17 protein-coding genes are annotated in these 16,683 nt (G+C 41.5%); all 17 read right to left on the bottom strand.

The features are described 5' to 3' along the window. Window positions 1-62: 62 nt before the first annotated feature. The 17 genes from trmFO to LEUCM_RS07145 all read right to left on the bottom strand — a co-directional run bounded on the left by trmFO (window position 63) and on the right by LEUCM_RS07145 (window position 16,540). The gene (gene trmFO, locus LEUCM_RS07225; protein WP_016265141.1) at window positions 63-1,373 is read right to left on the bottom strand and encodes an FADH(2)-oxidizing methylenetetrahydrofolate--tRNA-(uracil(54)-C(5))-methyltransferase TrmFO; all 1,311 of its coding nucleotides are present in this window, start codon (window positions 1,371-1,373) and stop codon (window positions 63-65) included. A 21-nt stretch (window positions 1,374-1,394) separates the two neighbouring features. Further along, a complete protein-coding gene (topA, locus tag LEUCM_RS07220) occupies window positions 1,395-3,479 on the bottom strand; it encodes a type I DNA topoisomerase (protein WP_016265142.1) in 2,085 nt (694 codons plus the stop codon). 249 nt (window positions 3,480-3,728) lie between these two features. Then, the gene (locus LEUCM_RS07215) at window positions 3,729-4,163 is read right to left on the bottom strand and encodes an Rrf2 family transcriptional regulator (protein ID WP_011374692.1); all 435 of its coding nucleotides are present in this window, start codon (window positions 4,161-4,163) and stop codon (window positions 3,729-3,731) included. Between the two features lie 28 nt (window positions 4,164-4,191). Continuing rightward, window positions 4,192-5,058, bottom strand: coding sequence for an NAD(P)H-binding protein (locus tag LEUCM_RS07210; RefSeq protein ID WP_056936410.1), 867 nt, complete (start codon window positions 5,056-5,058; stop codon window positions 4,192-4,194). 100 nt (window positions 5,059-5,158) lie between these two features. Next, window positions 5,159-6,025, bottom strand: coding sequence for a DNA-processing protein DprA (gene dprA / locus LEUCM_RS07205; RefSeq protein ID WP_025015773.1), 867 nt, complete (start codon window positions 6,023-6,025; stop codon window positions 5,159-5,161). A gap of 54 nt (window positions 6,026-6,079) precedes the next feature. Beyond that, window positions 6,080-6,841, bottom strand: a complete 762-nt coding sequence (rnhB, locus tag LEUCM_RS07200; protein WP_025015772.1) for a ribonuclease HII — start codon at window positions 6,839-6,841, stop codon at window positions 6,080-6,082. Between the two features lies 1 nt (window position 6,842). Then, on the bottom strand, window positions 6,843-7,694 hold the full coding sequence (gene ylqF, locus LEUCM_RS07195) for a ribosome biogenesis GTPase YlqF (RefSeq protein WP_025015771.1): 852 nt from the start codon (window positions 7,692-7,694) through the stop codon (window positions 6,843-6,845). A gap of 131 nt (window positions 7,695-7,825) precedes the next feature. Next, window positions 7,826-8,356, bottom strand: coding sequence for a signal peptidase I (gene lepB / locus LEUCM_RS07190; RefSeq protein ID WP_025015770.1), 531 nt, complete (start codon window positions 8,354-8,356; stop codon window positions 7,826-7,828). A 24-nt stretch (window positions 8,357-8,380) separates the two neighbouring features. Further along, the gene (locus LEUCM_RS07185) at window positions 8,381-8,605 is read right to left on the bottom strand and encodes a YozE family protein (RefSeq protein WP_011374698.1); all 225 of its coding nucleotides are present in this window, start codon (window positions 8,603-8,605) and stop codon (window positions 8,381-8,383) included. A gap of 10 nt (window positions 8,606-8,615) precedes the next feature. Further along, window positions 8,616-9,245: a YpmS family protein gene (locus LEUCM_RS07180; protein ID WP_011374699.1), complete on the bottom strand. Its 630-nt coding sequence runs from the start codon at window positions 9,243-9,245 to the stop codon at window positions 8,616-8,618. 12 nt (window positions 9,246-9,257) lie between these two features. Then, window positions 9,258-10,160 (bottom strand): SGNH/GDSL hydrolase family protein, encoded by a 903-nt coding sequence (locus LEUCM_RS07175; RefSeq protein WP_025015769.1) that lies wholly within the window; start codon window positions 10,158-10,160, stop codon window positions 9,258-9,260. Between the two features lie 79 nt (window positions 10,161-10,239). After that, window positions 10,240-11,085, bottom strand: a complete 846-nt coding sequence (gene fakB, locus LEUCM_RS07170; RefSeq protein WP_025015768.1) for a DegV family protein — start codon at window positions 11,083-11,085, stop codon at window positions 10,240-10,242. 196 nt (window positions 11,086-11,281) lie between these two features. Beyond that, window positions 11,282-11,782 carry a dihydrofolate reductase gene (locus LEUCM_RS07165; protein WP_025015767.1) on the bottom strand — a complete coding sequence of 167 codons (501 nt, stop codon included), beginning with the start codon at window positions 11,780-11,782 and terminating at the stop codon, window positions 11,282-11,284. A gap of 10 nt (window positions 11,783-11,792) precedes the next feature. After that, complete coding sequence (locus tag LEUCM_RS07160) at window positions 11,793-12,743, bottom strand: thymidylate synthase (protein ID WP_025015766.1); 951 nt, start codon at window positions 12,741-12,743, stop codon at window positions 11,793-11,795. 71 nt (window positions 12,744-12,814) lie between these two features. Beyond that, complete coding sequence (locus LEUCM_RS07155; RefSeq protein WP_056936411.1) at window positions 12,815-14,704, bottom strand: ABC-F family ATP-binding cassette domain-containing protein; 1,890 nt, start codon at window positions 14,702-14,704, stop codon at window positions 12,815-12,817. Between the two features lie 112 nt (window positions 14,705-14,816). After that, window positions 14,817-15,278: a hypothetical protein gene (locus LEUCM_RS07150; protein WP_011374705.1), complete on the bottom strand. Its 462-nt coding sequence runs from the start codon at window positions 15,276-15,278 to the stop codon at window positions 14,817-14,819. Between the two features lie 68 nt (window positions 15,279-15,346). Next, the gene (locus tag LEUCM_RS07145) at window positions 15,347-16,540 is read right to left on the bottom strand and encodes a CCA tRNA nucleotidyltransferase (protein WP_025015765.1); all 1,194 of its coding nucleotides are present in this window, start codon (window positions 16,538-16,540) and stop codon (window positions 15,347-15,349) included. Window positions 16,541-16,683 lie beyond the last annotated feature (143 nt).

The raw sequence follows: 16,683 nt of genomic DNA, 5'->3' as shown, positions 1-16,683 counted from the left end.
TCCCTCCAAGCTTGGTTAATAATACTTTACCACAAGCTTAGCGGGATTTAAAAGGTGTTTACCTAGAGTGTTTCTTTAAATGTGTCAATACTTGCTAACGCACGGTCTGCAAGTGCTTGATTCCGTTCTTTTTTATCGCGAATTCGTTGTTTTAAAGGTTCGAAAATTCCGAAGTTCGCATTCATTGGTTGGAAATGTTTGGCACTGGTATGCGTAATGTAATGTGCCATTGAACCCATTGCCGTTGTTGCTGGGAAAGTAACTGGTTCTGTGTCTAATGCTAAACGAGCAGCATTAATCCCAGCCACTAAGCCAGAAGCAGCACTTTCAACATACCCTTCGACACCTGTCATTTGACCGGCGAAGAATAAATCAGAACGTTGTTTTGATTGGTAAGTTGGTAATAGCACGTCTGGTGATTTCATGAAGGTATTACGATGCATAACACCGTAACGAACAAATTCAGCATTTTCTAAACCTGGAATCATCCGGAAAACGCGTTTTTGTTCGCCCCACTTCAAATGAGTTTGGAACCCAACAATGTTATAAAGACTTGCAGCGGCATTATCCTGACGTAATTGAACAACAGCATAAGGTTGTTCACCGGTCTTGGGATTTTCAAGCCCAACTGGTTTTAAAGGTCCGAATAACATTGTTTTGATACCGCGTTTTGCCATGACTTCAATTGGCATACAACCGTCGAAGAATTTTTCATCTTCAAAGTCGTGCATTTCAGCAACTTCTGCTGAAATCAAGGCCTTATAAAAGGCTTCGAATTCCGCTTCAGTCATTGGGCAATTCAAGTAAGCTGCTTCACCCTTGTCATACCGTGACTTAAGGTAAACTTTATCAAAATCGATACTGTTTTTATCCAGGATTGGTGCAGCGGCGTCGTAGAAATACAAACCTTCACTACCGTTTAACGCACTGATTTCTTCTGCTAGACCAGGTGACGTTAATGGACCAGTAGCAACTACTGTAGGGCCTTCTGGGAAAGCGGTCAATTCTTCGTGATGTACGGTTACCCGTTCATGATTAGCGAGTTTGTCGGTGACCGTTTGTGAAAATGGTGTCCGATCAACAGCTAACGCACCACCAGCGGGAACGGCATTTTCGTCCGCTGCAGCGATAATAATTGAATCTAAACGGCGCATCTCTTCTTTAATCAAACCAGCCGCATTCGTGACTTGATTTGCCCGTAGTGAATTGGTACAAACTAATTCCGCAAATTGTTCCGTGTGATGAGCGGGCGTCATTTTAACCGGCCGCATTTCGTATAAATGAACATCAACACCGCGTTTGGCGATTTGCCAAGCCGCTTCGGAACCAGCTAAGCCGGCACCAATCACATTTACAAAAGGTTTTGTCGTCATCTAATTACCTCAAATTTTCTCTTATTTTTGAACGGCTTCTTCATAATCACCATTAGGACAGATGACTTGTTTGCCGCCTTTAATTTTCTTTTCAACTAAGTAATGTTCACACTTAGGACAGTTTCTGCCGACTGGTTTATCCCATGTGACAAAATCACAGTCTGGATAACGATCACAGCCGTAGAATAACCGGTTTTTCTTAGATTTACGTTCAATAACTTGCCCCTTGCCACACTTAGGACATGTCACACCGATTTCTTTGACGATTGCCTTGGTATTGCGACAATCTGGGAAGCGACTGCAGGCGAAGAATTTACCATAACGGCCCATTTTGACCACCATTGGCGCCCCACAAATATCACAATCGAACCCAGCCGGTTCATCTTTAATCTGAATTTTTTCGATTTGAACGCTAGCTTTTTCAACTTCTTTTTCAAAAGGTTGGTAGAAATTATCAATAATCTTGATCCAATTTTCTTGGCCCGTTTCAACTTCATCCAAACGATGTTCAAGATCGGCAGTAAAGTCGATACTGACAATATCTGGGAAGAATTCGACGATTAAATTATTGACGATTTCACCTAATTCCGTTGGTTCAAATCGTTTAGCATTCAACTTCACGTAATAGCGTCGTTGAATCGTTTCAATCGTTGGTGAATAGGTTGAGGGACGACCAACGCCGTTTTCTTCGAGCGCTTTAACCAAGTTGGCTTCAGAATAACGTGCCGGTGGTTGCGTGAAATGTTGCGCTGGATCGGTTTTAGCTAATTTCACTTCATCGCCAACCGCTAATTCAGGTAATAAGTTATCTTTCGCTGAATCTTCGGTATCGCGGGATGAAACGTATAGCTTAGTAAAACCTGGGAAGCGCATTTGTGAGCCATTAGCCTTAAATAAGACGTTGTTTTGGTTAATCTTAACCGCCACTGTATCAAAGACAGCGGGTGTCATTTGACTGGCAACAAATCGTGACCAAATCAAGTTGTAAATCTTATATTGATCGTTTGTTAAAACATCTTTTAAGCTCTTAGGTGTCCGCATCACAGAAGTTGGACGGATTGCTTCATGGGCATCTTGTGCGCCTTCTGGATTTTTCGTCTTATGGGCTTTAACAGCGGCGTATTCTTCACCATAGTTATCGTGAATGAATTGTGACGCTTCGTGTTTGGCACCCGTTGAAATCCGGGTTGAATCGGTACGCATATACGTAATCAACCCAACCGTGCCTTCTTTACCCCCGAGATTAATCCCTTCATATAACTGTTGGGCTTGCATCATCGTTTTACGGGTTCTAAAGTTTAACTTCCGGTTAGCTTCTTGTTGCAGTGAACTAGTGGTAAAAGGTGCCGCCGCAAAACGCTTGCGTTCACGCTTTTTGACATCTTCAATTGTAAAAGGTTGCGTCTTATCAATTTGCTTTAAGACATCTTGTACTGCATCGTTATTGCCTAAAGCTGTTTTCTTACCGTTTAAACCGTAGAAACTAGCTTTAAATTTACTGCGACCCTTCTTGAATTCGGCATCTAATGACCAATATTCTTCAGGTTTGAAAGCTTTGATTTCTTGTTCGCGATCAATCACGAGTTTTAACGCAACTGATTGCACCCGACCGGCACTCAAGCCTTTTTTAACTTTTTGCCAGAGGAGTGGACTAATTGAATAACCCACGATTCGGTCTAATACCCGTCGTGCTTGTTGGGCATCGACTAATTTCATATCGATACTACGTGGATTTTTGAAGGCACTCTTAACAGTGTCTTTGGTAATTTCATTGAAGACCACCCGGTTTTTATCGGTTGGATCTAATTTTAAAATATGCGAAACATGCCATGCAATTGCTTCCCCTTCACGATCGGGATCGGCTGCTAGATAGATATGATCCGCTTTTTTAGCGTGTTTCTTTAATTCTTTAATTGTTTCGCCTTTACCGCGAATTGAAATATATTTAGGTTCATAATTATTTTCGAAATCCACACCCATTTGACTCTTGGGTAAATCGCGGATATGACCCTTACTTGCAACGACTTTATAGTTGCGTCCAAGATATTTCTCAATTGTTTTGGCCTTTGCAGGTGATTCTACAATGACTAAATTTTTGCCTGCCATGGACAAACCCCTTTCAACAGAACGCTTTGTTCAAAATCGTACATAATAATATGTGACATGGGCGCCGTTTGTCAAATCTAAACGCGCGCTAGTGATTATCAGATTAAAGCATAGCATAGGTTTCCCCGTATTCAAAGGAAACTTATCAGAAAAACAGTGGATTATAACAAATTCATAACCAATCCTACCGCACTAAACCACAAAAAAACAAGGTGTGATAAAAAATAATTTTTATCCTTACCTTGTTTTTTAAGCGTTGACTTGCGCACTATTAGCTAAGATATCTGCAATAATGCCGGCCAACTTAATTTGCGCCATCTGATCTTCAGCCGCTTTTTGAACCTGATCATAAGCGTCATTCAATGCCGATTGAATATTAGCACCCACCAAACACTGCGGATTGGTCTTTTCATCGATGTGCAACAATTGCTGATCAGTATCAAGCGCCTGATAGACATCTAAAACACTAATCTGCTCTGCTGGCCGTGCTAATTTAGGCGCAATCGTCCCTGGACGACTCTCCAATAAGTCAGCTTTCACCAAAAGGGACATCAACCGACGCACTAAGCTCGCGTTGGATTCGATACTGCCAGCAATTGACTGGCTCGATAAGTCCCCATCTTGATAAATTTCGACATAAGCTAAGATATGGATGGCATCACTTAGTTTGTGGGAATATTTCATCGTTTAACCTCAATTTCAAACGGATTCTCTACTTTGATTCTGCTGGTAACAATTCTTGAAGGGCTGCGGTTAATGATGGCAATGGTCGACCTAAGACATCTGGTAAATCACTTGAAACTTCATCTAATTCACCATCACGAATTAAGCTTTGAATCATTGTAACAACACCAACGACTTCAGCAGGTAAACCACTTGCTTCAAGCCCTTTTTGATACTCAGCAATACTTAATGATGATACCGCAAATTCTTGATTAGTCAATTGTGCAACACTTTCGGCTAAATCAGCATAAGTTGCGGGTGCACCAGCGAATTCATAAATGTCTTTTGCATCAGTCATGGCTAATACCTTAGCGGCTGCTTCAGCATAAAGACGTTCAAGTGTCCAACCAACATGACTGTCACCAGCGCCATAAACAAATGGTTGACCGGCAATAGCACCTTTAATTGTATCGAGTTCGTTTTCAAGATACCAATTATTACGTAAGAAAGAATGCGCAATACCAGATTCGATAATAGCCGCTTCTGTTTTACGGTGGTCTTCAGCTAAACCAGAAGTTGTTTGGTCAGCGTGGGGGAAACTTGTATAACCAATCCAGTTAACACCGGCTTTTTTAGCAGCCCGGACAACGGCCATATGTTGTTGATCACGTGGGACTTCTGCGCCTGGTTGCGATGAGATGAATAGTAGGCGATCAACACCTTGTAATGAGTCTGCTAATATTGCTTCTTGTGTATAATCCCCAGGGCGAACGGTAACGCCTGCTGGCACCATCTTTTGGGCTTTTTCAACGTTCCGTGCCAAACCAATAATATCTGAAGCAGGTACTAATTTTGCTAATTCGTGAACGGCTACTTGGCCAAAACGTCCTGTTACAGCTGTAATTGCATATTTCATAATTTAAAATCCCCTTAGTGGTTTATTTGTTACTTTATAAGTAACTTGTTGTTTTAATAATAACAGGAGGGATTATGAATGTCAACCAAAACAGTTTCGCTTAATCAAAATAACGTAGTTCTTCTATTAATATGTTTTTATCTAACAATGGTGTCGCTCCCGCGGCGATTAATTGGTTGCACCCCTGTGACAGTGATTGATCAATGCGCCCCGGAATTGCATAGACATTGCGATTAGCTTGAAGGGCCAAGTTAGCGGTAATCAAGCTACCACTCTTGTGCCGTGCTTCCGTCACAATTAAACTATGACATAACCCCGCGATGATTTTATTACGGGCTGGAAATTGATAGCGCCGGGCTGGTGTACCAAGAGCGTATTCAGATAATAACAAACCTTTTTCAGCAACTACCTGTTGTAAATGCTCATTTTGTGGTGGATAACTGCAATTAATGCCCGTGCCAATCACCCCAATTGGGGCCAAACCACGCTGCAAGGCAACTTCGTGGGCCATCGCATCCGCTCCTTGTGCTAACCCACTAATAATCGTAGTGGCAGTTAGTCCTTGTAATAACTGTTCTAGTGATTGTTTAGAATAATGAGTCGCTTGACGCGCCCCGACTACCGCGAGACATGGCTGTTTTAACAATCTTAAATCACCACGATAAAATAACAAAACGGGCGGCAAATAGGTTTCCAATAAGCGTTGTGGGTAATCTTTATCTAAGATGGTTAAATAAGTCGTTCGAACTTCATGTTCGATGCATTGGCGTTGTAAGGTTGTACTTTGAAAACTTGCTTGAAAAGTCGGCCAATAACGTTCCGGCAAGCGCGTAATCTGCGCAATTTCTAACGCCGATAACGCCCAATTATGACTGGTTGCTAGCCACGCCGCCAAGCGTAATTCACTAATAGGCCCAAAACCCGCCGCTAAATGTACTTTTAAGAGTAATTGATTTTTAGTTAACACAAAAACAGCTCCTTTACGTTAATTAATAATCCGTAAAAGAGCTGTTTTATTTTTCTATAAACCGTTTTGAACAGGGGAAAAACTGCGACGATGAATTGGTGTAACCCCGAGTTCAGCAAGCCCCGCTAAATGCTTAGCTGTCCCGTACCCCATATTGTTGGCTAAATCATAACCCGGATATTGTTGATCGTAATTAATCATCAATTGATCCCGAATGACTTTTGCGACAATGCTGGCTGAGGCAATACTAATACTGCGGGCATCGCCTTTGATTAATTTTTCTTGGGGAATATCAGTCGGTACGGTCATTGCATCCACTAATAAGTAGTCCGGTTGTTTATCCAGACCAGCGACTGCTTCACCCATTGCTAATTCTGTTGCGTGGTAAATGTTTTCGGTATCGATCCGTTCAGGTGACGCAATTCCGATACTAACACTGACTGCCTGGGCCATAATCTCTCGATACAACTCTTGTTTGAGCTTAAATGACAGTTGTTTGGAATCATTGACCTGCCAAAGATCAAAATCATGGGGCAAAATCACAGCGGCCGTCACAACGGGCCCGGCTAGTGGTCCACGACCCACCTCATCAATTCCGGCGACCAACGGATAATCAGGCCAGAGCGCTTTTTCCATTTGACGCCGTTCTTCAAAAGCTGCTTTTTGAGCCGCTAATTTTGCCGCTCGCTTATGATATTGAACTACCAATTTCTGAACACCGGCCCGCGAATCAGCCGCAAAAGTGGCCAACTGCTCTTCGGTCACTGGTGCTTGTAATAATTGCTTAATTTCAGCAATCGATTGTGCTTTGGTCATCTTATGACGCCTCCACTGGGACAACGTCTAAAGTGAAGCGACCTAATTTACCTTGGCGCGCATCATTAATGAACTTCACGCAGAAACGGTCATAATCTTCTTTGAAGCCTAACCGTTTGGTTAAAATCATGATTAATTCTGCAGCTGGTTCTTCAAGTTCGGCATCTGTCACCTTATAAACTTTTTGAAGTTGACTTGGATAATATTCTTTGAAGTGTTCTAAGGCAAAAATAACGACATCATCTGGATGATAGATGGCATCTGAAATCGCACCGGTAAGGGCTAATTTACTGCCGATTGTTGGGTCTTCAAACTTAGGCCATAAAACCCCTGGTGTATCGAGCAATTCAAGTGTTTGTCCGGCTTTCAACCATTGTTGGTTCTTCGTCACACCTGGGCGATTACCCGTTACAGCGATATTCTTTTGAACTAAACGATTTAAAATCGTTGATTTGCCAACGTTAGGCACGCCGACACACATCGCCCGGATGACCGGGTTACGAATCCCTTTAGCACGTTTTTTAGCCAATTTTTCAGCTAAAATTTCTTGTGCTACTTTTTCGATCATGGGTAACTTAGCCTTATGCTGTGCATCAAGGGCAATTGCGGTAATGCCGCGTTTCTTGAACGTTTCAATCCATTGTTGTGTCCGTCGTGGATCAGCCATATCGGCCTTATTCATAATTAATAGAATGGGTTTGTTTTGACCTAATTCTTGAATCATTGGATTAATTGAAGATTCCGGTACACGGGCGTCCACAATTTCTAAAATTAAATCAACCGCCTTGAGCCGTTCTTTAATTTGTTTTTGTGCTTTGGCCATGTGACCTGGGTACCATTGTATTGTCATAATAACTCCTTTATTACTGTTTAAGATGAATACATCTCTTACCGATAGTATTATTCTTAATTCTATCATACCTCAGCGCGAACTTGACGGCTTAAATTAAAAAGGTTACGACCCGCAGTCGTAACCTTTCTCGTTTATTTAAAATAAGTGATATCTTCAAACGGCCAATAAACGCCTACTGCGCGGCCGATAATTGTTTCACGTTCGATTGTGCCAAACGTGCGACTATCCTTGCTAATTCGACGATTATCCCCGAGAACAAAGTATTGGTTAGCCGGAATCCGATCGTGATCCGTTAATGTTTTTAAATCAAAATCGGAGGTTAAAACCGTCTTTTGCTGCGATTGCTTCAAAAAAGATTCCACGACTGGCCGGTCATTAACGTATAATTGGCCCTCTTGATAAGCGATATGCTCACCCGGTAGACCAATCACCCGCTTCACGTAAGTGGTCCCATTGGCTAAGCGAAAAACAACAATTTCAAAGCGATGGACCTGCCCAAACTTTTTCAATAAGAGTTGATCACCCGATTTAAGGGTTGGTTGCATTGAATTCCCAGCAACCGTCGCCGGCACCAAAAAGAAGGACCGGATGACAAAAGCAACCAGTCCGGCCACGAGAATTGCTAAAAACCAATTACCTGCGATTGCTAGTTTCCGTCTCATTAAATCGCCTCAATCACTGTTTTACTATGCCTGTTCGCTTTCTTGATATAGCTGATAGGCCTCGTCAAAAATTAGCATGCTCGGTAAATAACTACCGTTTAACTCCAAATATTGGGATAACAGTTCATAGTCCCCTTCATGTTTAGGGAATGATTGATCGAAGAAAGCATTGTTGGCAAATTGCGCAACTGGTTCGTAGTTATTCGGATCGCGTTGTGTCATGAGATACCGATAGAAACTCTGCTTCATTTTGCACACCTTATTTCTTATTTTTTAGTGGCACGTATACGGATAAATCAATCTTATCGTTCTTCAAATCAATATGGCGGGCCTTGACTTGCATCCCGTTAGCTAACTTAAATTCATTCAAGCGCAAGGTAATGCGACTCTTATGCGCATTTAAAACAACCCATTTAGGGAATTTATATTGACGTTGAATGTAATTAAAAACAAATGACATCGGTACTTTCAGTTGACCGACAGCTAATTGCTTAGCACGTAGTTGAATATCACCGTTTTCAAGCACATATGGTTTGAAAAAGAGGTTGAATTCGACCGGAAAGCCTAAAAATTTGAATTGACCAGAAAGAATTGCTTGTTGATCTAGGGTAAAGTTGTACTTCACCTTTGAATTCTCGAGGTAGTTTTCAAGATAATAGGCCACTACACTATTAATTTGCTTCTTGTGCATCTGAATATCAAAGGTACTGTCAGCTTTGATCATTTTTTCAGTCTGAACTTGCTTAGTTTGCGGTGCACTAACGTTATAGGCGATAAAACCGAGCGTACCAATCACTAATGCTAGTAAAACAATAAAGCTATATTTCCAATAATTAATCGTTCGTTTAGGACTAACTTGTTCCTTTTTTAAATCTTGTCTGGTTTGCATTAACTAACTTCCTTACTTGGTCCAATCTTTTTGGTGTGCATTCATCTGTTGCCAAAAAGCGTTGGTGATGAGTTGATACCCTTTTTGATTAGGGTGGAAATGATCGTCGTCGCTAATATAGGGATTGAGATGCTCGTTTTCTGCAAGTGTTTTTTGCAGTTTACTACTGTCCATTTTAGCGAGCGATTTTGTTTGTTTCACATAATGGCCGTCACCATGCGTTAAAAGACGGTCGCTATTGATATAATAAGCCGACTCAAAGTCATTAGCAACTTCTTTGACTGTCTTATTCCACGCTGTCACGGCTTTTGACATCCCCGTAATCTCTGGGAAGTAAACGTAAAATGGATTATAGACCCCCATCACGAAAATTGGTGCCGTTGGATTTTGTTGGCGAATTTGTCTAAACAGCGTCATCAAATGCGTTTGGTAGGCCTTTTGCCCGGCTGTAATCTGTTTTTGATCTAAATCCAAAAAGTTATTTTGTAAGACCGCCATTAAATCATTGCCACCGACGGTCAGTGTAATGATGTCCGCCTTTTTTAAATTCGCTTGTAGCGTTGGTTGCGTGCGCACCCTTTTTTCAATCTGAACACTAGTATCACCGGTAACACCATAGTTTTCGGTTGCAACAGGATGGCCCGTTTCAGTTTTAATTTTAGCAGCAATCCGCGAAACATAACCTTCTTTATTTTGCTCATCACCAACCCCGTGGGTCAATGAATCGCCGACTGCTACTAAATGCAGTGTTTTTTTGACTTTCTTTGGTTGAACGACTTTCGTTTTCTGAACACTTTCTTGATGACTACGTACTTTCATTGGACGTGGTGTCAATAACTGCCAAACGATAAAGACGACGAGTAATACCCCGGCAAATATCCCTAGGTCGATCAACAATTGTCGTATTTTTTTCATATCTGGCATCCTCATATCTCTTTAGATAATAGTTAAGGCTGGGACAAATAAATGTCAACCAGCCTTAGTCATAAACTTCTTAGTTTTCAGTATAATACATCACTGCAAAAGCACCGGCGCCCGCATGGGTTGCAATGACTGGATCAGTGGTTCGTACTAAAATTTCGATTGCTGGAAAGGCTGCTTGTAATTGCGCCTTGATCTTTTCACTGAGTTCCAAACCATCGGCGTGTGAAATACCGATTGCTTTAACATTTTTTAACTTTCTGAGATCATCATCCATTTCATCAATGAACTTCGTAATAGTCTTCATACCGCGACCTTTACGGAGCACCTTAAGCTCACTATCAGCAACTTCAAGGATTACTTTGATGTTTAATAAACTTGAAATCACCCCGGCTGCATGGCTTAAACGGCCACCTTTAACAAGGTTGGTTAAGTCTGTGACACCCATGTATAATTTCGTATTGTCATGAACTGCTTGAATAGCTGCTAAGGCATCTTCTAATGAACCGCCCGCTTCAATCACTTCCGCTGCTTTTAAAACTTGGAAGGCCATTGCACGATCTGTAAAATCACTATCAATAACAGTGACGTCAGCTTTAGCCATTTCGCCAGCTTGACGTGCTGTATCAACTGTCCCGCTAATCGCACGTAACATATGAATTGATAGAATTTGACTACCATCAGCTGCTAGTTGTTCGTATGTTTCGATAAAATTACCAATGGCTGGTTGACTCGTCTTAGGAAGCGCACTAGCACTAGCCATTTCAGTCATAAATTGATCACGTGTGATTGTTTCACCATCAATATAGACGGTATTGTCAATCATGATGGTCAACGGAATCACCGTAATATGATGTTGTTTAATTTCTTCTGGTGTTAATTGAATTGATGAATCCGTTACGATTTTAATATTAGCCACTACTACTTCAGCCACACTTTCTATCTCGAAACAGGCCCATATGCGGACCGCTATTTCTATGATTATATCTATAAGACAGTATATCAAACTACGCCCATTTTTTCAGCAAAAGTTACTGAGAAAAAAAGCGACTGTTTATCCTAGCATAAAAAAAGATACCCTGCTTAATCGAATCACAGGGTATCTTGAGGTGTTTTTATTTAGTGATTCTTTGATAAATCTCAAAGGTATGTGGGTATTGATTACGTTCATCAACCGTTCCTGCTTGTTGCGAAATTAATTTAAATTGCGTGTAGTCAATTGTTGGCATATAAACATCACCTTGGAACTTGTCAGCAATCTTCGTAACGTATAAATAGTCGACATTAGCCGCAAAAAGTTTAAAGATATCAGCACCGCCGATAATGAATAATTTTTGCGCAGGATGTTCCCTTTGATAATCAAGCAGTTGTGTGCGCTCATTAAAAACTAAAACGTCTTTGGCAACTGTCAAACCGCTTTGGCGTGTAATCACAATGTTTTGTCGGCCGGGTAACGGCTTTTTAGGTAAGCTGTCATACGTTTTGCGCCCCATGATAACTGCTTCGTTAATCGTTTCGCGTTTAAAGTTGGCTAGATCATTCGGTAAGCGCCAAGGTAAATGTCCGTCTTGACCGATTAAGCCGTTTTGATCTTCAGCCCATAAAAATGCTATCATCTGCTACCTCCTATACCGCAACAGGTGCTTTAATTGCGGGTTCTGATTCATAATTTTCCACTTTAATATCAGCAACATCAAAATCAAAAATGCTCTTCTTATCTGGGTTTAACCATAATTTGGGTGCAGCATGCATTGATCGTGCCAATTGAGTCTTCACTTGGGTCACGTGGTTACTATAAATATGTGCATCCCCCAGAGTATGGATGAATTCACCGACCTCAAGCCCAGTTTCATGAGCAATCAAATGCGTTAATAACGCATAACTGGCGATGTTAAACGGTACACCGAGGAAGACATCCCCACTTCGTTGATAAAGTTGACACGAAAGCTTACCGTCGTTGACGTAAAATTGGAACATGGTGTGACAAGGCGGTAAAGCCATACTAGGCACATCTTCTGGATTCCAAGCAGACACAATCAACCGTCGTGAATCGGGATTCGTTTTAATCATTTCGATGACGTTTTTAATCTGATCAATGGTTTCGCCTGAACGTGTTTGCCAAGCACGCCATTGCTTACCATAAATATCACCTAATTCGCCGTATTGTTTTGCAAATCCTTCGTCGGCTAAGATCCGGTCGTTAAATAGGCGCATTTGTTCTTGATAAACAACTTTGAAATCAGCATCGTCTTGAGCCCGGTGACTGAAATCGGTCATGTCAGGACCGGTGTAATCAGTACTTTTAACGAAGCGTTCAAATGCCCATTCATCCCAAATATGGTTATTATGTTGTAATAAATAACGAATGTTCGAATCCCCTTTTAAAAACCACAAGAGTTCACTTTTGATTAAACCAAAAGGCACCTTCTTCGTCGTCAATAAAGGGAAACCCTCTTGTAAATTAAAACGCATTTGGTAGCCAAAGAGGCTATAAGTACCGGTATTAGTCCGATCTTCCTTGTAGTGACCCTCTGCTAAGATTGTCCGTGCTAAATCGAGGTATACTTGTTCTGACATGGTAAACTCCCTTTTTGATAGTTGTAATAACGTGCTAGTGCTCGGAACATAACCGGGCTGAACGCACTTCTTTAGTCTGCGTATTCGCTTAGGTAGTCCCAGCGCGCCATTTTTTCATCTAATTCTTGGTTTAAACGGTCTAACTCAGCTTGCCATTCGGCTAATTTACCGTAATCAGCACCATTTTGATTCATCTCAGTCTTGATTGTTTCGATTTGTTCATCTAGCTTTTCAAGATCTGTTTCAATATGGGCGTATTCCTTTTGTTCGTTATACGTTAACTTATGTTTAGCGGCTGGTTCCTTAACCGCTTCGACAGTGACTTCAGGTGTGGGCTTAGGTGCCGTTACCTTTGTCGTTGCTGTTTTTTGTTTAGCCAAGTAGTCACTAAACAAGCCGACTTCTGTCGTAATATTGCCGTGACCATCGAGTACTAATAATTTATCAGCAACTTGATCTAGGAAATAACGGTCATGAGAAACGGTAATGACGGTCCCGTTAAAGTTTTCGAGATAGTTTTCAAGAATCGTTAATGTCCCGATATCAAGGTCATTAGTTGGTTCATCCAATAATAAAACGTTTGGTTGTTGCATCAATAATTTTAAGAGATACAACCGGCGTTTTTCGCCACCAGATAATTTCTTAATTAACGTCCCATGTGTTGACCGGTCAAAGAGGAACTGCTCCAATAATTGCGTGACACTAATCCGATCCCCATTTTTACCGACAACTTCTTCACCGGCTTCTTGGAGGTAAGCAATCACCCGTTTATCAAGATCCAAATCTTCATTTTGTTGCGTATAATAGCCCAAGTTAACCGTCTCGCCGACGACCAATTCACCACTATCTAGCGGAATTCGTTCAGCTAAAACATTTAGTAGTGAAGACTTACCAGCACCGTTCACCCCAGTAATCCCAATTCGATCATTAGCTTGCACTAACAAGCTGAAATCTTTCAAGATAGGATGAGCATCAAGTGTTAAGTTAGCGTCTTTAAGTTCCAAGACCTTCTTGCCTAAACGTGATTGGCCCATTTGAATATCAACTTCGGCAGTATCCGGTCCAGTTGTCAGATTGCCCTTCAAATCGTTAAACCGATTGATTCGCGCTTGTTGCTTTGTCGTTCGAGCTTTAGCCCCGGCGCGCATCCACGTCAATTCTTGCTTATAGAGTTGTTGTTGTTTGTGGGCGGCTTGTTGTTCGCGTTCAATCCGGTCTGCTTTTTGTGTTAAGAATTGTTCGTAGTTCCCGGTATACGTATAGAGTTGACCGGCGTCCAATTCAAAAATTTGATTCGCAACCCGATCCAAGAAATACCGATCATGCGTCACGATTAAAAGTGCGCCCTTGTATTGTGCTAAGCGTTTTTCTAACCATTCGATAGAATCAAAATCAAGATGGTTAGTCGGTTCGTCTAAGATTAATAAATCTGGGCTTTCAATCAAGGCTTGTGCCAAACCAACCCGTTTTTGTTGGCCCCCTGAGAGCGTATTAATCGGTTGATCTAAGTCAGTTAAATGCAATTGCGTCAAGATTGTTTTGATATCGGTATCCACAGTCCAAGCATCTTGTTGCGTCATCTGCGCATCAGCTTGTTCATATTGCGTTTGCAACTTAGGATTCGTTGGATCAGCCGTATAGGCCGCCAAGACACGTTCGTAATTCTGAATCGTTTTAAACACCGGATTTTGGCCGGCAAAAATAGCGGCCATGATACTCAAATTAGTATCAAAGACCGGTTTTTGCGCTAAATAACTCATCGCGTATTGATTAGGGGTTTCAATCTGGCCACTATCATAAGAGTCAGTGCCTGTTAACGCGTTTAATAACGTCGTCTTCCCAGTCCCGTTAATCCCAACGAGGCCAATTCGATCACCTTCGCGAATTAAAAATGAGATATCTTTAAAGAGCGTTTTTTCGCCATAAGTCTTCGTTAAGTTCGTCGCTGTTAATGTTTGCAATATTTTTCACCTTTTACTTTCATTCTCTCAATCATAGCGAATAATCCGGCGGGTGACAATTAAAAATCACTAAAAAAACCGATTCATAATCGAATCGGTTTTAATGCAGTCATTAAATTTCAGGATATTCATCGGCAATTGAGCTTGTAGCATCAATGACGATGTATAAATGACCATTTTTTTGTGAGATTTGGCTGGTTTGATAAATGTTATCTAAACCGCTTGTATCCTTATTCTTGAATGGGAAGTAGATTTGAAGTGGTTTCTTATCTTGTTCGTCTTCAAAGATAAGGTCTAACTTCTCAATATCTTGATACTTCGTTGCGCGACCAAACATCCCCATTTCAAGTGAGCCAGTATTAATGTCTTCACTCTTAACATGATCAGCTTCTGGTAAGATTTCAGCTTTAAAACTCTTACATGGATGAATTTCTTGCATTGGGCCACCGTTAATTCGGCCATAGCTGGTTGTTACCCGGCTAATCCAAATATCGTTCAATTCCTTGTGGTTGATTGTCCATGCGTCACCATTTCTAAAATACAATTTCAATTCTTTAAAAACGTGTTGTGCCATCAATGTCACCCTTTCTGAATGTGCTTACATGCTTATTTTAACACAAGTCTTGAAAAAGTGGTTCATTTTTATTTAGCGGCCTTTAGTAACGCTTCCGTCGTATTTGGTAACTCGTCTAGGACCACTTTCCGTTCTAAAATAGCTAGTGTTTTGCCTAAAATAGGCCCTGGTTGGAAGCCATTTTGCATCAATATTTGACCATTAATCGCTAAATCGGCTTTTTGCTTAATTTGTAACCGATCATAGCGTTCTAACCAGTCAGCAGTTGGAATTGTCGCAGTCGTCACCAATTGTGCGATTTGCAGACTAATCACTAACACCGATTGACCAGCTTGATAAAGGTCCCATTGGTCGGCAGTTGCCGTCAATAATTTAGGGAGTAAGACCAAACCGGCTTTAACCGCATCAATCACATCATTAGCACTCTTCCAATGCTTCAAAAAACGGCCAGCTTGTGCGGGTGTTTGCCCGAGTAAATAGGTCACCACTAACCAAACCGCACTTTCATCATGTAATTGTTCCGTTGGTAAGGCCGTCAATTGTTCCAAAGCCGGTAATTGATCAGCTAAATCCGGGCAATATCGATATAAGCCCGTGTCAATAAACGTCCGTAACCCATTTTGCCGTTCAATCCCTTGCATCAACTTCATAAATTCAACGTGAATGCGTTCAATCGCAATTTTTTCAAGCAAGGCAGCGTGCTTTTCAATAGCGGCTTGCGTGGTTTCAGTCACTGAAAAACCGAGTTGGCTCTCAAACCGAACTGCCCGCATCATCCGTAGTGCATCTTCATGGAAACGTTCATCGGCGACACCGACCGCACGAATTTTATGCGCCTTCAAATCAGCAATGCCGTCAAAAAGATCGATGATTTCACCATCTGCGCGCATCGCTAAGGCGTTAATGGTAAAGTCACGCCGTTTCAAATCCTCTTCCAACGAGCGGACAAACGTTACTGAATCAGGCCGCCGGAAATCTTGATACCCGGTTTCCGTTCTAAAAGTTGTCACTTCGTAGCCATTGCCATGGTCTAAAATCATGACCGTGCCATGTTGAATCCCAGTATCGACAGTCCGTTTAAAAATTTGTTTGATTTCAGCTGGATAGGCAGATGTCGCAATATCAACATCATGAATTGGTAAGCCCAATAAATTATCACGGACACTCCCCCCAACAAAGTAAGCCTCAAAACCAGCTGCTTCAATTTGTTCTAGGATTGGCAGTGCTTCTGCAAATTCGGGCGCAAAAGTCGTTAATTTCATTTATTCAACCTCTTATCTAATCACTATTGGTACATCATTTTATCCATTTATCATACCACAATCCTTTGCTAAACTTAATTGGCTTAGTCATGACAGCGATTCCGTGCTATATTTAATAGTAGGTACCACAGTAAGGGGGAATG

It is taken from the genome of Latilactobacillus sakei subsp. sakei DSM 20017 = JCM 1157 (assembly GCF_002370355.1).
Lineage (GTDB): Bacteria > Bacillota > Bacilli > Lactobacillales > Lactobacillaceae > Latilactobacillus > Latilactobacillus sakei.
This window is presented reverse-complemented; position numbering and strand designations above follow the sequence as displayed.